Genomic DNA, 20114 nt, shown 5'->3' on the forward strand with positions numbered 1-20114 from the left:
GAATTCAATTAGGTCCGTTTCTGCTCAACGAATGCGCGCAGACGTTCTACACGCTCCTCGCCGAGAGTCTTTTTCACTGCATACCGGAACGCTCGTCCAGCTTGCCCATAAAGCACTAATGCACTGAATTCGCTAGCACTCAAACTAACTTGTGAATAGTGCGACAGCGCAGCGATTGGGCCAACTCGCGCCTTAAACCCGCGAACTCCCGCCTTGTGCATGAAAAGTTGGTATCCGTAACGAATTGCAAATTCTGGTTTATTACTAATGTGAGCCCCCGGATCAGTCATATCCCAAACGTAGCTCATTTCATCACTATTAACAAAACAACCAAATCGATCAGCAATACGCAACCACATATCCCAATCTTGCCAGCACGGCATGGCTGGATCGAACAGTCCGGCTCCAAAAAAATTTGAACGCGGCGCGAATATCTGCGACCCTACGCAATTCTCCTTCCGCAATCTATCTGCCGTAATTCTTTTTTCCGTAAATGCAATTTTCTCCCGATTTGAGTACATTAAGCGAATTGGGCTGAAAATTCCGGCGACTCGCTCATTATTTTTTGACAATTTATCCCATGAATTTATAAAATTCGAAATTCTATCCGGCAAAAAATAATCATCATCATCGAGACCAGTTATAAAATCTCCACTTGATGCGGAAATCGCAAAATTTCGTGCAACACACGCACCCATGCTGGTTGGCATCGAAATTAATTTAATTAAATTGCGACCTTCCAATTCCAACAAATATTCTCTCGACCCATCCGTCGATCCGTCATCAGCAACTAAAATTTCTACATTATCGTACGTTTGATTAAAAACAGAACTCAAAGACCTCTTTAACAAATTTAATCTGTTTTTTGTTGGAATGTAGACTGAAACCTTTCTCATATTCTTCTTCCCAAAAACAAGACCCCAAACATCAAAAAATCTTCGCGACGTGAATATAAATAAACTCAATCAACATCACTGAATCTCAGAACCATATTTTTCAACATACAGCCGCTTATATAACGACAGCCATCGTTTCGAGACCGATTCCAGCGAAAATCGCTCTAACGCACTGCGCCTCCCCTCAATAAGAGTGGGATCCATTTTTGTACGCTTGCATTTCAACTCTTCAATGATCGCTTCAGCAAGTGCAGCACTATTTCCCACCGGCACCAAACAACCGAAGCCGTTGAGGTTATCCGAAACCCCACCACAATCAGTCGCGATGATTGGCAATTGACATGCCAGCGCCTCGATTGTTACTAGGGGCGCCCCCTCCCACGCCGAACTCAGCACAAACAGATCGGCAGCGCTCATCAATTCCGCTATATCTGTTCGCATACCTAGCAATTGAATCGAATTCGCAATACCAAGTTTTTCAATCCTTTGCTTCAACGAGTCTGCCAATGGACCGGCCCCAACAACGAATAGCTTCGCGTGCGGTAGCAATCTCACCACCTGTGCGAAGGCCTCAATAAGATTCGGATAATCCTTTGCGGGGACCAATCTCCCGACCGCCAGGCAAAGAGGTACGTCTGCCGTCAAGCCAAACTCCGCACGGAGTCGCATCCGATCAGAGCCAGAGAATTTGTAGCGCCCGAAATCGATCCCATTTCCTGCAACGCAAATTTTTCCCGCCGTGGAGGCTTTCAACCGAAGATAGCTATCGACCGCGTGCTGGCTCGCATTGGTAGTCATATCCGCCAACCAATCCGTTAACCGATATCCCCTAAGACGATGACGACTCCCCCCCTCATCAACACTGTGCGCACTACTAACAACGACTGCGCTCCGGCTTCCTATTGAAGCAATTCGACTAATTATGTTGGCGACAACCATGTGCCCATGGACGACATCCGGATTCCAACGGTTCAAAAGCCTCGCGAGTCGCCACAGGACACTCATCAGGCCCACAACCGACTTCTTTCCATGAAGTTCAACCAACTCCACATCGTCCGGAATTGATTGCTGAGTCTGCCCCTTTAATGAGACGATCAGAACCCGGTGCCCTTGCATGGAAAATTCAGATGCTAGGTCGCTAACCTGTTTCTCTGCTCCACCAATAGTAAATGTTGTTGTTACGAGTGCAATTCTCACACATCACCAAATTTGTTATGGTTTGAGAAAAAATCCACCAACGAAAAAATAAAATTCAAAAAGATAAATAAATCACCTTATTTATCTACGAATATAATTGATTCTTGTTTTTCATCTTACAATCCAAAACTAACTCTTCCCTACAAATTGCAAAAATCGCAACAGGAAGGAGCGGCATCAAATGTCGTATATATGATCCGTAATCCGGCTCAAATATACTTTGAACCGTTACAAATGATACGAACAATGCAAGACATTCGACCGGCATTGTAAATTTATTTTCACGAGAGGAATTTATTATGTTTTTCAACATAAACATCACCCGAACTCCTAATGATGCGATAATTACGAAAAACATAAGATACACTGGATTTCCAGATATCAATGGCACTGGAAAAAACATCATCAAAAATTGCAAAACTCCATTGCACCACTCCAGACCAATGCCGCCCACTGGCAAGATCGGTTTAATCATAGTTTCCGCCGCCAAATCGTAAGTTCGCGTATCGTTCACCATATACCGATAATATGCCAAATCAATACCAAGTATCACTTTAAAAGAAATTGCAAGCGACAAAATCGCAAATAAAATTGATAACACGAACACAAACGAACGGGTCGCACGCGTCAAAATAAATCTATAAAATATATATAACGCAATAACAATAAACCAATACGGGCGAAAATATGCCGCATATATAGACGCAATTGCCAACCAAAAGAATCGCCCTCTCGCCGTGCTAGCCATCGCTAAAAATGACGATATCAACAATATCGACGTCGATTCTTTTGAATATTGCCCCAAATATACTGCACCAACGATGCATGAGAACGAAAAAATCAAGACCGCATGCAACGCAGCCAAATCGATACGCTTCCCAACAACCATACATTTCAATAAAATAATGAAAAATATCGCTGAAAAAATAAAGGCAGCCGCATGCTGAGATTCGGAAAGCAGGAGCAATTCGTAGAATAACGCAGTGTTATCATACGATTTGCCAATTGAAAATCCATGGACATATCCAAACCGAGATTTAATATTAGCAGTGTCGAACAGATACTTCGCGGGAAGCATATCCTGGGCGAACAGCGCTAGGCATAAGCATAAGAGCACCCATGCAATCATGAATCCATGGATCAACTGTGCGTTTCGTCGACCTATAGCATAATCACGACAGTCCGAATATGTCTTCATAGTAAAATAATTTCACATTTTCGAAAAACCGCCATTCAAACTAATTAAATATAAAATTTTGAATAACGATTTTTCAACTTCGATCTCATGCTTTGACAAGTAACTATTTCAGAGTCGTATCCGACGGATAGTTATACGAGACATATCGATAATTTCCACGAGTGGCGCCATAACCATACCGCCCGGGCAATGCGACCACACCATTCAACAAAACCCCCGCCACGCTCCCCCCGCCCTGTTGAATCCGTCGAGCCGACTCAACGAGCTCACCCAGTTTCGTTGCGCGTGCGCGTGCAACAAGGAAAGTGGAACCGGCATACGGCGCAAGAATTGCAGCATCTGTCACTGCGAGAACAGGCGGAGCGTCAATAATCACAATGTCATAGGCACGACTGCATTCCGCGATGATTTCACCAAGCCGAGGACGCAAAAGCAGTTCTGCTGGATTCGAAGGAATACTACCCGTCGAAATAAAATCAAGATTGTTGACAGACGTTTTCCTGATCGCCGATGAAATCGGTGCGCTACCGGCGAGCAACTCCGACAGACCGCCAGGACGGACAAAGCCAAAAATCTGATTCAAGTGTCCTTTGCGCATATCCGCATCAATCAGGATTGCTCGCTTTCCTGCCGACGCGATCAATGCCCCAAAGTTACTAGAAAGGAATGACTTTCCGATTCCTGGCGCTGGCCCAGTTACCAAAACAACGTTGTTGCGCGCGTCGAGCAAAGCAAATTGCAGCGCAGTTCGCAAGCTGCGCAGACTCTCAACAGTAGGGTCCTCGGGGTGCGTAAGCGCCAAAATAGCCGGATTCGATGGCTTCGTAACGGCGCGATTGTTCAACCCACGCTGCAAATCTGTATGAGGAATCGTCGCAAAGACATTAAGACCTGCGTGCTGCTCAATCTCCATTGGGTCGTCGACGCCGCCAAAGAACGTGCTTCTCACAAATGCCGCCGCAAGGCCGATAACAAGCCCGGCGAGCAATGAAATCGGCAGCACGAGCATCTTGACAGGCCAAACCGGGATTTCGGGTACCGGGGCGCTATCGACCATTCGAACCGTCCCCACCTTACCGGCCTTCAAAAGGTTGAGCTGCTGCGAGCTTTGTAGCAATGCAAGATACAGCGCTTTACGGACTTCTACATCGCGCTCGAAGCGCACCACATCCTGCTCGGTCGACGGCATCCCTTCAATTCGCTCGTCTACGCCACCAGACGTTTTTTCAAGCTCAGAGATCTGCTGATTGATCGCGATGATGCTCGGATGTTCCGGCCCAAATCGCGTAAGCAAGTCGGTGCGCCTTTGCTTGAGCCCAAGTAACTGCGTTTGCGCTTCAACAGACTGTTGGAGGACGATCTTTCCTTCCGCTCCAATATCAAGCGTTCCGTGCTTCTCACGATAGTTGTTGTAGTTTTGCTCCGCGTCTTCCAACGCGACTTTCATCTTCGGTAGCTGATCGTCGAGAAATTGCAGCGATTTTCCCGCCTCTTCGGTCTTGCGATCCACGTTCTGCCGAACGTACTCTAAGCCAATCTCGTTCATGATCTTGCTGATCAGAACCGGATTGCTTCCTCGCAACGCCGCGCCGATCACGTCGGACTGTTGCTTTCCCTTTTCCTGAATATCGAGATTCTTCTGAATTTGCTCGATCATCGCGAGCCTGGATGAACGCGCCACCACAAAACGAGCGCCTGGTTGAGCGCTCAGGGACGAGACAGACAAGAGAACATCACCAGCGCTCGATCGAAATGTTTCCAGCTTGCCAACTTCACCCTCGACAGGATGACCGAAACCACTTCCCGAGAGACGGTAGTGGCCGCTTTCGAGTGCGGTGATAGAAAAGTCTTCGCCCTCAAGCGTCTGAGGAACATCGAATCGGTTGACATCAATCGACTCGCCCCCCCACGCGAATCCCCCCATTCCCAGAAGACCCGGGCGCGAAAGCCCCTCCTCGTTGTGACGGGCGATCCAGCGTCCGATGAGCGGGAAATACCGCGGCGATGTATGAATATAGAGCCGAAGCTTATCCACTGCGTAGGCAACGACGAGCCGCGAGCGTAAGATTTCGATTTCACCAGCGGTGACGGATTTCACCTGAAATAGCGACGAAACGCTGGATACGAGATTGCCTCCCGTGGCCCCATCCGCACTATCTTCGACCTGCAACATGATGTCGGCACGGTATACCGGCGTCGCCAAGAACGCGTACGCAGTACCAACCGCAAGGAAAACTGCCGCGATCACCGCGATTAGCCAGCGATGACCGACGACCATGTCCAGATAATATCCAAGATCAATCTCAGATTGACCCGCGCGATTTTGCGCTGAGTTATTGCTCGGATTCATTGACACTTCATTATGCAAAATTTGATCTTCCAATCGATGCGATCCGTCGGGTTGGTACGGTTCGATTCGATACCCAGAAATCCTTGATCTTTTCGTTCAGGCTATCGCTTTGATGCGAGCGACCCAATCCTCAACGCCGCGAAAAATCAGTTCAAAACACGCGTCAAACCGTTCACGCCCTTGTCGATAAGGATCAAACACATCAAATTTCCCGTAATGGCCGAGTACGAACAGTTTCCCCACGGTCCCGCTGAATGTGCGTGCAACGGCTCTTTTTTGATCTTCATCCATTACAAGAATCAGATCGGCCTGACGGCACGCCCGCGCTGAAATCTGTTGTGCTCGATGCGCCGTGATATCAATTCCTTTCTCTTCCAGCAGCGCGACGGCAAGCGGGTCCGCGGGGCGGCCGGCGAGTGCTCCGATGCCAGCCGAACTCACATTCGCGTTGGGCAAGCGCTCACGGAGCAGCCCTTCGGCCATCGGGCTTCGACAAATATTTCCCACGCAAACGGTGAGGATCGACTGAATCATCAATAGCTCCCGATGCGCTCACCCAGGTAGACCGAATTGGCCGTCGGCGAGATCAGGCTGATCACACGATTCCAACGCACAAGGCCTGTCGTATCGACATAGACAACATCTTTCGCCTTGAGCTGGAAATCCTCAGCAAGAGACATTGCTACCGGCGACTTTGCATTGAGCTGATAGACCTCGGGATTGGCCGGGTCGACCGTCGCACGAATCACATAGATTGAGTTTGGCGCAGCAGTATCAGGGCGCACGCTATTCGCCTCTCCAAGCGCCTCGCTCAGGCTAAGCTTTCCGTTGTTGCGCATGAGTACGGGTTTTGGCTGCAGTACCTCACCAGTCACCATAACCTTGTAGTTTTCGCGAGGCAGCACCCGAACAAGATCGTCATCGTGAAGGACAATCTTCGCGGGATTTACGCCGTCCGCCACCATTTGTGGCAAGTTGAGTTCATACAATTTGCCACTTCGACTCAGGGAGATACGGCTTTCATCACCAGTATCGAGCACGCCACCTGCGGCGCCGATGGCGGCCGGCAGATTCATGGGTACGTTGGTAATGGCGGCGACACCTGGCGACTTGACCGCCCCACCAACATAGACTCGCTTGCTCAAAAACGCCCCCACCCGCAGCGTCACCTGTGGATTACGTATATAGGGGGTCAGTCGTTTCACTACCTGTTGCTGAGCTTCGTTTTCGGTCAGACCCAGAACCTTGATCTGCCCTGCGTAGGGCATCTGAATATAACCGTCTGCGCTGACCGAAAAGCCAGCCAAAGGCGCAGACGAGCCCGATGCAGTCGGCAGTGCCGCACCGGACGGTCCAATGGTGTAGGTAAGATTTGGTGCGATCAGTTCAGGGTGGTCCCAGATTGTGATCGACAGCACGTCGTTAGCACCAATCCTATAGTTGCTCGGTCTTTCGATTAGAGGCTTATAGACGTTGTCTATCTTTGATAGCTCGTACTGCTTCGCATCTTCGCGTTGATTCTCAATGAGTTCTGGCGTGATCGACGTAATTTCTGGCGTCCGATTGGGCTCACGCGGGTCAAGCGCAGTCTTGCTAAATTGCATGCCTGGAACCTGTGTACAACCATTCAGTGCAATCGCGGCTATAGATATAAGAAAAAACCAACCAATACGTCTCATGATAAACACCAGTAGATCCAGTTAAAGCATCCCGCAAGATGGGCTGACGCGACGAGGTGCACTGGCTTAAGTTACGCACCAAAGTAAATGAACACCGATTCCTTCAGGAATTTTTCCTTACCAAACCGGCTGATCGCATGACGTCTGGCCGCACGCCCCATACGCTGGCGCAGTTTCGGGTCGCTGGTCAGTTTCCTCGTATAGCGCAGCAACTCCTCGTCGGAGTCGGCAAGAAAACCCGTTTCCCCGTGAACGACGACATCCTTGTTTCCAACGATGTTGCTCACTACGGCCGGAATCCCCATAGCTTGTGCCTCGATCAACGCGATCGGCATGCCCTCCCACAGCGATGGGAGTAAGAAGATGTCGGAGGCAGCGAGTTCACGCATGAGCCGTTGCTTGTCAAGCCATCCACTGACCGTAACCGGACTACCGGCTAGCCACTCGGTCTTCGCCGCTTCATCCCCATCGCCAAGCCAGATAAATTCGGCTTCACTTTTTTCCACATGGCGCGCGATCTGGGCGAATCGCCACGGCGCCTTTTGATGAGCGACACGTCCAGCCGTCACCACTCGCACACCTTCACGGGTATGGGGGGGCTGCACGTCACCGATCAGCGCAGTATCAATGGCGTTTTCAAGTAAATGAATACGCCTGTCGCCGAGATACTGCTCTGCATACAGCTTCTCCGTTGCAGAACATGCCGCGATCTTTCCACCCAGCATGTGCAGGGCTCTTTCGATCAGGAGGAAAAGGCGCTGCTGCTTTTTGGGAACATCGCGACGCAGGAATGAAAATCCATGCGGCGAATAGCAACTCTTTCGGATCTCCAACGTCATGAATGACGCCAGACGAGCCAGCGCGCCCGCCTTGGAAGAATGCGAATGGATTGCGTCGAACCTGCCCTTACGCAAGATTTTCAGCAATCCAACGAGTGATTTCAGGTCTGCGACGCCAATTTCGCGCTTCATCGGCAATACGATTCGCCGGACCGATGAATCGAACGTACCGGCGAGGGAGGCTTCAGACGGCGTGTCTGTTCTCACCGAATACGCCACTGTCACGGCATGCCCGGCTCTTGCCTGTTCGTTTGCGAGCAGCGAGACGCAGTGAAGTACACCACCACCCAACGATTCGGTTATGTGAAGAATTTTGCTCACGAATGTTTCCCAGATCCTGATATTCCATAATCGGAATGCGAGTTCTGGTCGCGATGCAATCCGATTAACACTATTGAATCGACATCGATCTCGACATCATTTTTTTTCCTTCTCACCAATAATTTCGCAATACGAAACAAATTGATGTGAATTTACGTATCTCATCTGAAAATCGACTAGAAACGTCTTTTCATATGGCTACGCTGTATCTGACACCTCAACTGTCGTCGTCAATATGCGTTTCCATGGCCAAGCCCCTTAAAAATCGTTGCCATGACAATTCGCATATCCAGCCAAAATGACCAGTTGCTGAGGTAGTACAGATCATGCGCGACTCGACCCTGCATCTTTTCGATGCGGTCGGTCTCGCCACGAAATCCATTGATTTGCGCCCAACCGGTAATACCCGGCTTGATGCGGTACCGATGGATGTATCCGTCGACGATGTCCTGATAGAACTTGTCGTGCTCGATGGCATGCGGCCGCGGCCCGACAACAGACATTTCGCCGCGCAAAACATTGAAAAACTGTGGCAATTCATCAAGACTCGTACGTCGCAAGAACGCGCCAACACGTGTCACCCGCGGATCGTTGCGCGTGGCTTGCTTCACCGTACCGGCCGCTTCAACATGCGCCCGCATACTGCGAAACTTGTAAATGCTGAAAACCTTGCCGTTCGCGCCCTTGCGACGTTGCTTGAAAAGCACCGGCCCGCGGGAAGAGCATTTGACGGCCAGCGCAACCCCAGCGAGAACCGGAGAAAGCACCAGCAACGCACACAATGCAAACACACGATCGAATATTTCTTTGCCGATGAGCGAGTGCGAAGCGATCGGCGATGCCACGAGGTTGATCGCGGAGGTACCCTCAAGGTTGGCCAGGCCTGCATTGAATGCAGAGAGGCCACTAACGTCCGGAATGAATCGGATATTGATCAGATCGTTACGAAGCAACTCAACGAAGGGAACGATCGTTTGTCCCTCCGAGAGAGGCACGGCAAGCCAAAGCTCATCGATATGCGCGTTGCGAACGTAGCTAACGAACGCTTCGCGATCGCAGAACGTCGGCAATCCAAGCGGAATGGCTTGTGCCTTCGGATCGGTATCGAAAGCTACCGTCACGCGATAGACCGAGTCCGGCGTCGCATCGACCTTGCGCATGAGCTGCCGACAATTCGCCGTGCTACCGACGACAGCGACCGTACAGGTACGGACATCATGTCGCGTCAACTGCAAACAAATTGCATGAGCGGCAAGCCTGCAAAGCACCACTCCAGCGGCCGAAATAAATGCCCATTCCTTGATCCATTCCATAGCCGGACGGTATGAGCGATGCAGCGCTATGACGAGTGCACAAGAAGCAACCAATACAAAGAGCCACGCGAGCACCGGCACAAGGACGCAACGCCAGAACAGGCGCTGGCGCGTAACGCGATACATTCCCCACGACGGAAAGAACATAAGCGCGAGCAGCATGGAAAACGCAACCAGAGCGCTGTCGTAGCCGCTCCCTTCGGAGATGCCTGCTGCCCGGAATGTCAGGAGCGCACCGGCGGCAATTGCAACCACATCGGACAGACGCGCCAACATGCCGCCGTTTCGGATCGCTACCGAAGTACCAGTATGAGTGGTCGAATGCATAGACTCTTCTTCGCCGAGGCGAGCATCGCAGCAGATACGATGCAGCTGATCCCTGCAGGCATGAACGGGTTCGTCGAGATGACGCCTGGTACTTCCTGCAACAGATTCGCGAGCTACCGTAAGCACGGTTTGTTGCTCAACAGAACCGGTTTCTACTTGAGGGACGAGCGTGGAGTCTCGGTTATTGCCACCATCACGTATATAAGATCACTCCTAAATCGCCCTCCTCCGCGGTTGCAAATATCCAGTCACGCATCCCAATAAGTGGTAATCGTCAGCATTCTCGGTCACCCAAACAACTAAGATATCCTGAATTATTGGTCGAAATGGACACATCGCCTAATGTAGGACGATTCAAAAATCGACTTTACATTCTCAATTGGGATGGGCTGTTTGTTGATGAATCGGGCGATTCATCCCAGCCAGATCAGACTGTGGAATTTTTCAAACATCTATAAATTGCCCCTATTTTATTTTTAATTCTGGAAGCTTCAGATGTCATTTAAGGCTTAACGGGTATCCGGGACGGCACCGTCAAGCACAGGTGCCGCCCTCACCAACCCCTTACTTCTTCTGAATAAACTCGATCTTGTACCCATCCGGGTCGGTCACAAACGCGATCACCGTGGTTCCGTGCTTCATCGGACCGGCTTCACGCACCACCGTACCGCCCTGCTCCTTGATCTTCGCGCAGGCCGCGTAGGCGTCTTCGACTTCCACCGCCAGGTGACCAAAGCCCGTACCAAGGTCGTACGAAGGCGTATCCCAGTTGTGCGTAAGCTCAAGCACGGTGCCGTCGCGTTCATCGGTGTATCCAACGAAGGCCAGCGTGAACTTGCCATCGGGATAGTCTTCGCGGCGCAGCAGTTTCATGCCGAGCAATTCGGTATAGAACTTGATCGAGCGGTCCAGGTCACCGACCCGGATCATCGTATGCAGCAGGCGCATGGGGGACTCCATTTTTTGCCATCGTCAAAACCGGGACTCTACCAAAATCCCGTCGGCCCTGCCGGCACCGGGAAAGCGCCCCGTAGGCCCTCCACGAGCCACCTCCGGCAAGCCGTAACGATTTGCTCTAGGATGACTGCCATCCTGAAATGACTGGCCACCTCCCCTGAAGCAAAATGGCCGGTTTAGCGATCGACGACAGAAAAGATAGGAGTGGACATGCGGATTCTGGTAGTAGGTGCAGGCGCGACGGGCGGCTATTTCGGCGGGCGGCTCGCCGCCGCCGGGCGCGATGTGACGTTTCTGGTGCGTGGGGCGCGCGCCGCACAGTTGCACGCGGATGGGCTAGTGATCCGCAGCCGCCAAGGCGGCGATCTGACACTGCGCGATCCGCAGACGGTCACGCGCGAGGCGCTCGCCGCACCGGGCGCGCAGTCCTACGATCTCGTGCTGCTGAGCTGCAAGGCCTACGATCTCGACGATGCCATCGACTCTTTCGCGGCCGCCGTCGGTCCCGAAACGGTGATCCTGCCCTTGCTCAACGGCATGCGGCATCTGGAGGTTCTACAGGCGCGCTTCGGCACCCAGGCGGTGCTCGGCGGTGTCTGCCTGATCGCGTCCACGCTCAACGAGAAGCGCGAGATCGTCCATCTGAATGACTCCCACGCGATCACCTTCGGCGAGCTCGGCGGCGGCGTGTCGGCGCGTGTGGACGCCATCGCGGCGGCTTTCAGCAATGCCGGGTTCAACCTGAAGGCGAGCGATCGCATCCTGCAGGAGATGTGGGAAAAGTGGGTGTTTCTGGCGTCGCTCGCGGGCAGCACGTGCCTCTTTCGCGCGCCGGTGGGCGTAATCGTCGCGACGCCCGATGGCGCGGCCACGATCGAGCGTCTGTTCGCGGAATGCCGCGCCGTGGCTACCGAGCACGGTCATACCGTGCGCGACAGTTTTCTGGAGCGTTCGCGCGCGATGTTGTTCGCGACCGGTTCGTCGCTCACGGCGTCGATGCTGCGCGACGTGCAGAACGGTTCGCGTATCGAGGCGGATCACATCCTGGGCGATCTGATCCGCCGGGGCGGCGCGGCACAGCGCGCGTCGAGCGAGCTGTCGGTGCTGCGCATCGTCTACAGCCAGCTCAAGGCCTACGAGGCGCAGCGCGAAACTGCCGCCTGAACCACAGCCATAGACAGGAACGGCGGTGCTTACTGCGCCGCCGCGCCCAGCGCCTGCGCGACGCGCACGTACTCTTCCACCGGCACGTCTTCCGCGCGGCGTTGCAGATCGAAGCCCAGCGCTTCGAAATCCACGCGTTCGCGATAGTCCGCCAGCGTGTTGCGCAGCATCTTGCGGCGCTGCGAGAACGCCGCCGTCACCAGTTCGCCGAGGATCGCGTTGTCCACCTTTGCGAGTTCGTGCGGCGCGTACGGAATCATGCGCACGATCGCCGAGTCCACCTTGGGCGGCGGCTGGAACGATTCCGGCGGCACGTCCAGCACCTTGTCCATCACGTAGCGGTACTGGAGCATCACCGAGAGGCGGCTGAACGCCTTGGTGCCCGGCTCCGCCACCATGCGCTCGACCACTTCGTTCTGGAGCATGAAATGCTGGTCGATCACGCGCTCAGCGAAGCTCACGAGGTGAAACAGCAGCGGACTCGAAATGTTGTACGGCAGGTTGCCGACGATACGCAGCGAGGGCTTGTCGTCCGGTGCGGCGAGCGAGCCGAAGTCGAACGCGAGCGCGTCGCCCGCGTGCAGTTCGAGCAGCGGGCCGAATTTTTTGGTGAGGCGCCCGATCAGGTCGCGGTCGAGCTCGACGGCATGCAGCGGCCCTTCGGGCGTCGCGAGGCGCTCGATCAGCGGTCCGGTGAGCGCGCCGAGGCCCGGTCCGATCTCGACCATGCGTTCGCCGCGCTGCGGGCGAATGATGTCGACGATCGAGTCGATCACGCCCGTATCGACGAGGAAGTTCTGGCCAAAGCGCTTGCGCGCGAGGTGGCCCTGGTGTTTGTTGCTGCTGCTCTTGGACATCTTGGTCAGTTCTATCAGACGGCGCGCCGATGGCGAGCCATCGTCACGGCGGTGTCGATGGCGGCGATCAGGCTGCCCGCGTCCGCGCGGCCCGTGCCGGCGAGGTCGAGTGCAGTGCCATGATCGACCGAGGTGCGCACGATCGGCAGGCCCAACGTCACGTTGATGCCCGCGCCGAACGTCGCGTATTTCAGGACCGGCAGGCCCTGGTCGTGGAACATCGCCAGCACGCAGTCGGCCTCGCTGAGATAGCGCGGCTGGAACAGCGTGTCGGCGGGATACGGTCCGCGCGCGTCGATGCCTTCGCCGGTGGCCTTGGCGAGCGCGGGAGAGATCGTGTCGATTTCTTCGCGGCCCAGGTAGCCGTTTTCGCCTGCGTGCGGGTTCAGGCCCGTCACGAGGATGCGCGGCGTAGGCACGCCGAAATGGTGGCGCAGATCGTGATTCACGATGCGCAGCGTCTCCAGCAATCCGTCGATGGTCAGCGCGGCCGGCACGTCCTTGAGCGGCAGATGCGTGGTGGCAAGCGCCACGCGCAAGGGTCGCGCACCGGTGCCCGCGAGCATCATCACCACGCGCGGCGTGTGCGTGCGTTCGGCGAGATATTCGGTGTGGCCGGTAAAGGGGACGCCCGCGTCGTTGATCGTGCTCTTTTGCAGCGGCGCGGTGACGATGGCATCGAACTCCCCCGCCACGGCGCCGTCGATCGCGCGATCGAGCAAGGCGAGCACGTAGGGGCCGTTGGCGACGTCGAGCTTGCCGGCCTTCGCGGGCGTGGCGAGCGCGATGTGTTCGACGCTCACTTTCTGGCCCGCCTGCACGGCGGCCCAATCGACGCTGGCTGCGGTAGCGCGCGCTTCGAGCAGCGCACGGTCGCTGAGTACGACGAATTCGGCGTCCGGCCAGTGCGCCGAGGCGCCTGCGAGCGCCGCCGCCGTCAGTTCGGGGCCAACACCGGCCGGCTCGCCGGTGGTGATGGCGATGCGGATCGGCCGCGGTCCCCGCGGCGCTGAAGATGAAGAAGCGGGGACGTTCACGGCGCGATTCCTTTCAGGCGGATCAGTGTTGCTGCGGCGGCGTCATGCCGCTGATCTTGTAGTCGACGTAGGCGCTGTCACGCAGCTGGCGCAGCCAGTCGGCGTAAGCCTGTTCGGCCTTGCGCTGGCCGATTGCCTGACGCGCGAGATCCATCTGCTGCGAAACCGAGCCTTCGGATTCGCGGCGGCCCAGCACCTGGATCAGGTGGTAGCCGTACTCGCTGCGCACCGGGTCGCTCAACTGGCCGTCCTGCAGCGTGTTCATCGCGCGTTCGAACTCGGGCACCGTCTCACCCGGGCTGATCCAGCCGAGGTCGCCGCCTTGCGAGGCCGAGCCGTCCTGCGAGTAGGTGCGTGCGAACTTGGCGAAATCGCCACCCGCCGCCACTTCACGCTTGATCTCGAGCAGCTTCTGGCGTGCTTCCGGTTCCGACATGCCATCGCCCACGCGCAGCAGGATGTGGCGCACGTGCGTTTGCACGAGTTGAGGGGCCGCAGCGCCCGTGCCCTGGCCTTGACGGCGCTCAACGAGACGCACGATTTCGAAGCCGTCGTTGGTGCGGATCACCGAGGGATTCACTTCACCCGGACGCAGCGTCGAGGCGGCCGTCACCCATTCGGGCGGCAGCTTCGACGGCGCGAGGAAGCCCATGTCGCCACCCTTGCTGGCGTCGGCGGCTTGCGAATTCGACTTCGCGAGGCTCGAGAACTTGCTGCCCGACTGCGCTTCCTTGAGCAGCGCGTCGGCCTTCTTCTGCGCGGCTTCGATGTCGGTCTGCGAGGCGTTCAGCGGCGCCTTGATGAGGATGTGCTCGAAATGCAGATCGCTCGACTGGCCGGAGTTCGGGCCGCGCTGGCTCGCGATGTAGTTCGCGACTTCAGCGTCCGACACCGAGATCTTGCTGTCGACTTCCTTCTCGCGCAGCTTCGAGAGCGTGAGCTCCGTGCGCGCGTCCTTCATGAAGGTCGACCACGGCACACCGGCGGCTTCGATGCGCGAGCGGTAGGTGTTCAGATCCATGCCGTTGGCTTGCGCCAGACGTTCGAGCGTACGGTTCACCGCGGCGTCATCCACCGAGATGCCGTCTTCCTTGGCCTTTTGCAGCTGGATGCGCTCGAGCACCATCTGGTTGAGCACCTGGGCGCGCAACTGGTCCATCGGCGGGACGGGCGCGTTCTGCTGGGTCAGGCGGCGCGAGATAAGCGCGACGCGCTCGTCGAGCTCGCGCTGCGTGATCACGCCGTCGTTGACGACTGCGGCGATCAGATCGACCGTCTGGCCGCTGCCGCCTTGCGAAAGCTGCTGCGCGTAAGCCGGAACGGACGACATCATGCCTGCGGCGGCGAAGAGACTCGCAGCGTAGGCTGCCAAGCGAAGCTTTTTCATGATTCCCACAGATACTCCAAAGTTGGCGGGCAGCTTCGCCCGTCTCTAAGCACCGACCCGCGCTGCACCGCAGAGCGGCCTCAAGATGGCCGCGTCTGCCAGATCACGCGTTATTGATAATCCGTGAATCGCGACGGCGCCGGCGGCTGGCCGGGCAGTTGCGTGTAACCCGGCACACCGGCACGGAAGGCCGCCACCAGGCCGTTATCCACGTTCGACAGCCCCTTGAGCGTGAGCTGCGCGAGGAAACGTGTCGATGAATTGTTGCCACCCGTCGAGTTGACCCCGTTCGCGTAGCGCTGGATACCAATGCCCAGCGCCCAGCAATCGGCGTCGTACTGCATGCCGAGCAACCCGTCGACGATCTTGTGACCGTTCAGATCGTAGTTGAAGCGACCCACAGCGTACACCCGGTGCGAGAACGGCCATTGAGCCGAAATCAGCACCTGGTTGATTGGCTGGTTGTCGAGCGTGCTGCTGTTCTCGCGCGTGTAGCGGTACGCGACGTTCAGCACGCGGCTCGGTCCCGGGCTATAGCCGAAGCCGATACTCGCCTTCTCCAGCTGGTTCTGGTCCGCATTATATTGGAACGCAGTTTCCGACGCGAAACCGCCCCCGATCTTCAGCGACATGCCCGCGATCAGGTCCGAATGGGCCGCGCCCGTGGTGGTCTGATCCTGCGTGAGCGTGACGCGCTGGTCGCGGAAGTAATACTCCTGGGCCAGCACGAAACGCGCGCGTTCGTCGCCCGTCGCCGCGTCGATGAAGCGCGACGTCAGCGCGGCCGTGATGCGGTTCGAGTCGGCGATACGGTCGTCGCCGACGAAGGTGTTCGGCGTGAAGATCTCCGCGAGGCCGAAGTCGGCTTCCGCGGTGTCGAAAAGGGGCGCGAACTCCTGGTTGCGATACGGCGTGTACACGTAGTACAGGCGCGGCTCCAGGGTCTGGATGTAGTCCGTACCGAACAGATGCACCGAGCGGTCGAACACGAGACCCGTGTCGAAGCTGAAGGTGGGCACCGATTCGGTGAAGCTCTTGGGCGTGCCCGCGGGCGAGCCGAAGGTCGAGTCCGTGCCGATATTGCTCAGGTTGTACGACGCGAAGTGCCATTGCACCTTCGGCGTGATGAAGTAACCCGGCCCCGTGACCGAATACGACAGGTACGGGTTGAAGACGACGCGGTCGCCCTCGGTGGCATCGGCCGTCGTGATGCGAAAGCGCGAATAGTCGGCTTCCGCGCCGAAGTCGAAACCGTCGACGTTGTACTTCGCGTACTTCACGTTGAGCTCGGGCTCGCGACCGTACGGCGCCTGCGACGGCGACAGCGTCTGCCAGTGCTGCCAGCGCCCGAGCACGGACCACGGCCCGTTGTTGTAGGTGACGCCCGCTTCCTGCTGATACAGCAACTGCGTGCCGTTCAGGAACTGGTTGGCGGGCGACGCCAGGTCTTCCGGATAGGTATTGTCCGAGACCTTGTTGTAGTAGATGTAACCGCCGAACCCGTTGCCGAAGTTCTGGTTGTGCTGGATGAACAGCGCGTAGCGGTTGGTCTTCGTGATCGCGTCGTCGGGCAGGAACGTGCCGGTGATCGAGCCCGAGTAATTGGCCGACAGATACCGGTAGTTGGCCTGCATGAACGCGCCGCGCTTCGAGATCAGCTCGGGCGTGAACGTGAGGTCACGGTTCGGCGCGATGTTGAAGTAATACGGCAGCGCGATTTCGTAGCCGTTGGTCGAACTCACCGAGAACGTCGGCGGCAACAAGCCGCTGCGGCGGTCGCCCGAGAGCGGGAACGAAATCCACGGACTCGCGAAGATCGGCACGTTCTGGAAGAACAGCACGCTGTTATGCGCGACGCCTTCATCGGCGCCCGTGTCGAAGTCGAACTCGGTGCCCTTGATGTACCACGCCGGGTTGGTCGAGCACTGGCAGGCCGTGTAGGTGCCGCTGGTCAGCACGGAACGCTCGTTGTCGAGCATGTCCGCGCGCTCGCCGCTGCCCGAGCCGCCCGTCGCCGAAAAGTGATACTTCGGCGTGGTCATGAAGCCTTCGTTGGCTTCGACCTTCAGGTGCGCTTCGGGGCCGGCGAACGTCGTGCCGCTCTGGACGACCACGACATTGCCGTACGCGTCGGCCATGTCGGTGTCGACGTCGTAGTGCAGCGCATCGCCCTTGACGATGTTGGTGCCCTGGCGCAGCTCGGCCTCGCCCTTGACGGCGGCGTCGGTGCCCGAAGTGCCGGTGGTCGAATCGCCGATCACGAAGGTGGCCGGGCGCTGGCCCTGCACGGACGGGGTGTCGCCGAGCTGCGGCGCGAGGCGCAGGCTCCACGCGTCGTCCAGGCGCTCGGCCTGCGCGGCTGCGCCCGAGAGCTGGGCGTGCGCGAACGCGGGCATGAAGCCCGGCACGGCCACGAGTGCCGCGATGAGCCGCCGCTTGCCCGGCACGCCGTCGTCACTGTTGGAGATCGTCTGGAAAAACTGTCTGGGCGGCATGTATGGTTTTGGCGTATCGGCCCGGCCGGCTGCCCGCCCTTCACGGCTGCCTCGCCAGCGTGTCGGACTCGCGCCGGGCGAGAAACCGGAGCGGGACGTCGATCGAGGCAAGGTTGCGCGCAGTTATTTACAATTCATCGGACGATGGACTGAAGATAAGTGCGGCAGGCGAACCGTCATGCAGGCTTTGGCGCGAGTCGCGTCAAAAAAGTCGTGGGGTATTATATGGCAAGACGTTGATCCACTGATTTTGCCTCTGGTTTACATGACCTTCTCCGAGCCGTCCTCCCCTGCCGACGCCCGCCGCGACCTGCTCGCCGCCTGGCTTGCCGGCCATGCCGCCAAGTATGCCCTCGACCTCGCCACGCTGGCTCCGGCCTCCGCCGACGCGAGCTTCCGCCGCTATTTCCGCCTCGCGAGCGCGGGCGAGCACGGCGCGACGCTGATCGCCGTAGACGCCCCACCGCCGGAAAAATGCCGCGAGTTCGTGGAAGTCGCGGGCCTGCTCGAAGCCGCCGGCGTGCACGTGCCGCGCGTCCTGGAAGTCGATCTGGATGCCGGTTTGATGCTCGTGACCGACCTCGGCACCGCGCCCTACCTCCAGGCGCTCACCGAAGCCGGGCCCGGCCCGCGCTCGCAAACGCTGATGCGCGACGCCATCGACGCCCTGATCCGCTTCCAGTTGAGCTCGCGCGAAGGCGTGCTGCCGGCTTTCGACGAAGCTTTCCTGCGCCGCGAAATGGAACTGATGCCCGAGTGGTATCTGGAGCGCCACCTGGGCCGCAAGGTGGACGACGCCACCCGCGCCATGCTCGATCGCACCTTCGCGCTGCTGATCGCGAGCGCCCGCGCCCAGCCGCAAGTATTCATGCTGCGCGATTACATGCCGCGCAACCTGATGATCGCGACGCCGAATCCCGGCGTGCTGGACTTCCAGGACGCCGTGTACGGCCCGATCACCTACGACATCGCCTCGCTGCTGCGCGACGCCTTCCTGAGCTGGGACGAGGAGTTCGAGCTCGACTGCTTCGTCCACTACTGGGAGCGCGCGAAGAAGGCCGGCCTGCCGGTCGATCCGGACTTCGGCGAGTTCTACCGCCAGCTCGAATGGATGGGCCTGCAGCGCCATATCAAGGTGCTGGGCCTGTTCTGCCGGATCAACTACCGGGACAACAAGCCGCATTACATGGCCGACCTGCCGCGCTTTCTCGACTACGCGGGCAAGGTTGCGCGCCGCTATCGACCGCTCGCGCCGTTTGCGCGGTTCCTGGACGAGTTGCAGGGCACCCAGGCCCAGACCGGCTACACCTTCTGAGCGTTTTCATTTCATGACAAGGTCGAACCCATGACGCGCGACGTCAGCACAGGCACGTCAGGCGCACGCGAGCGCACGGCGATGATCTTCGCCGCCGGGCGCGGCGAGCGCATGCGCCCGCTCACCGATACCTGCCCGAAGCCTATGCTCGAAGCCGGCGGCAAGCCGCTGATCGTCTGGCAGATCGAAAGCCTTGCGGCGGCGGGCTATACGCGCATCGTCATTAATCATGCGTGGCTCGGGGAGCAGATCGAAGCGGCGCTTGGCGATGGTGATCGCTATGGCGTGCGCTTGCTTTACTCTGCCGAGCGCGATGCGCTGGAGACTGCTGGTGGTATTGCGCAGGCGTTGCCGCTGCTGGAGCAAGACGGCGCACCGTGCGTGTTTCTGGCCGTCGCCGGCGATGTTTATAGTGACTTCGATTTCGCTCGCCTCGATGCGCCGGCTGTCGCGCTCGCTGCACGTGCCGAGCCGGGGATGCATCTCGTGATGGTGCCTAATCCGCCGTTTCATCCCAAGGGGGATTTCGCGCTCGGTGCCGATGGGCTGCTCTCGGTCGACGGTACGCCGCGGTATACCTTCGGTAGCATCGGGCTTTACGACACTCGCATGTTTCGCGATCTCGCGCCGGGTGCCAAGTGCGCGCTCACGCCGTACTATCAAGCGACCATTGCGCAGCGGCGTGCGACGGGCGAGCTCTTCAATGGGCGCTGGGAGAATGTCGGTACTGCCGCGCAGCTCGCAGCGCTCGATGCCGAATTGCGCGGTTGAGGTTGTTGGCC

At 57.3% G+C, this 20114-nt stretch carries 16 protein-coding genes; 3 read left to right on the top strand and 13 right to left on the bottom strand.

Annotation, left to right across the window (positions count from 1 at the left end):
- Positions 1-8 precede the first annotated feature (8 nt).
- From U5782_RS40545 to gloA, 9 genes are all read right to left on the bottom strand, one after another.
- Positions 9-896 (bottom strand): glycosyltransferase family A protein, encoded by an 888-nt coding sequence (locus tag U5782_RS40545; protein WP_322049491.1) that lies wholly within the window; start codon positions 894-896, stop codon positions 9-11.
- A gap of 75 nt (positions 897-971) precedes the next feature.
- Positions 972-2093 (bottom strand): glycosyltransferase, encoded by a 1122-nt coding sequence (locus U5782_RS40550; protein ID WP_322049492.1) that lies wholly within the window; start codon positions 2091-2093, stop codon positions 972-974.
- An 85-nt stretch (positions 2094-2178) separates the two neighbouring features.
- Positions 2179-3222 (bottom strand): hypothetical protein, encoded by a 1044-nt coding sequence (locus tag U5782_RS40555; protein ID WP_322049493.1) that lies wholly within the window; start codon positions 3220-3222, stop codon positions 2179-2181.
- A 172-nt stretch (positions 3223-3394) separates the two neighbouring features.
- Positions 3395-5641, bottom strand: a complete 2247-nt coding sequence (locus U5782_RS40560) for a polysaccharide biosynthesis tyrosine autokinase (RefSeq protein WP_322049494.1) — start codon at positions 5639-5641, stop codon at positions 3395-3397.
- Between the two features lie 96 nt (positions 5642-5737).
- The gene (locus tag U5782_RS40565; RefSeq protein WP_322049495.1) at positions 5738-6175 is read right to left on the bottom strand and encodes a low molecular weight protein-tyrosine-phosphatase; all 438 of its coding nucleotides are present in this window, start codon (positions 6173-6175) and stop codon (positions 5738-5740) included.
- A complete protein-coding gene (locus U5782_RS40570) occupies positions 6175-7320 on the bottom strand; it encodes a polysaccharide biosynthesis/export family protein (RefSeq protein ID WP_322049496.1) in 1146 nt (381 codons plus the stop codon). The genes U5782_RS40565 and U5782_RS40570 overlap by 1 nt, the downstream gene beginning before the upstream one ends.
- A gap of 71 nt (positions 7321-7391) precedes the next feature.
- Positions 7392-8480: a glycosyltransferase gene (locus U5782_RS40575; protein WP_322049497.1), complete on the bottom strand. Its 1089-nt coding sequence runs from the start codon at positions 8478-8480 to the stop codon at positions 7392-7394.
- Positions 8481-8710: 230 nt separating this feature from the next.
- Positions 8711-10120, bottom strand: a complete 1410-nt coding sequence (locus U5782_RS40580; protein WP_322049498.1) for an undecaprenyl-phosphate glucose phosphotransferase — start codon at positions 10118-10120, stop codon at positions 8711-8713.
- Between the two features lie 564 nt (positions 10121-10684).
- On the bottom strand, positions 10685-11068 hold the full coding sequence (gene gloA, locus U5782_RS40585; protein WP_322049499.1) for a lactoylglutathione lyase: 384 nt from the start codon (positions 11066-11068) through the stop codon (positions 10685-10687).
- A 219-nt stretch (positions 11069-11287) separates the two neighbouring features.
- Here gloA and panE point away from each other — a divergent pair, with 219 nt between their 5' ends.
- The gene (panE, locus tag U5782_RS40590; RefSeq protein ID WP_322049500.1) at positions 11288-12241 is read left to right on the top strand and encodes a 2-dehydropantoate 2-reductase; all 954 of its coding nucleotides are present in this window, start codon (positions 11288-11290) and stop codon (positions 12239-12241) included.
- 29 nt (positions 12242-12270) lie between these two features.
- Here the strand turns inward: panE and rsmA are convergent, their stop codons facing one another.
- The 4 genes from rsmA to U5782_RS40610 form a co-directional block, all read right to left on the bottom strand.
- The gene (gene rsmA, locus U5782_RS40595; RefSeq protein WP_322049501.1) at positions 12271-13098 is read right to left on the bottom strand and encodes a 16S rRNA (adenine(1518)-N(6)/adenine(1519)-N(6))-dimethyltransferase RsmA; all 828 of its coding nucleotides are present in this window, start codon (positions 13096-13098) and stop codon (positions 12271-12273) included.
- Positions 13099-13112: 14 nt separating this feature from the next.
- Positions 13113-14135: a 4-hydroxythreonine-4-phosphate dehydrogenase PdxA gene (gene pdxA / locus U5782_RS40600; RefSeq protein ID WP_322049502.1), complete on the bottom strand. Its 1023-nt coding sequence runs from the start codon at positions 14133-14135 to the stop codon at positions 13113-13115.
- A 22-nt stretch (positions 14136-14157) separates the two neighbouring features.
- Complete coding sequence (locus U5782_RS40605; protein ID WP_322049503.1) at positions 14158-15531, bottom strand: peptidylprolyl isomerase; 1374 nt, start codon at positions 15529-15531, stop codon at positions 14158-14160.
- Between the two features lie 101 nt (positions 15532-15632).
- On the bottom strand, positions 15633-18017 hold the full coding sequence (locus U5782_RS40610) for an LPS-assembly protein LptD (RefSeq protein ID WP_322049504.1): 2385 nt from the start codon (positions 18015-18017) through the stop codon (positions 15633-15635).
- A 265-nt stretch (positions 18018-18282) separates the two neighbouring features.
- On the opposite strand from U5782_RS40610, the gene U5782_RS40615 reads away from it, so the two are divergent.
- Positions 18283-19332, top strand: a complete 1050-nt coding sequence (locus U5782_RS40615) for an aminoglycoside phosphotransferase family protein (RefSeq protein ID WP_322049505.1) — start codon at positions 18283-18285, stop codon at positions 19330-19332.
- An 81-nt stretch (positions 19333-19413) separates the two neighbouring features.
- Positions 19414-20103, top strand: a complete 690-nt coding sequence (gene murU, locus U5782_RS40620) for an N-acetylmuramate alpha-1-phosphate uridylyltransferase MurU (RefSeq protein WP_322049506.1) — start codon at positions 19414-19416, stop codon at positions 20101-20103.
- Positions 20104-20114 lie beyond the last annotated feature (11 nt).

This window comes from Paraburkholderia sp. J67 (genome assembly GCF_905220265.1).
Taxonomy (GTDB): Bacteria; Pseudomonadota; Gammaproteobacteria; order Burkholderiales; family Burkholderiaceae; genus Paraburkholderia.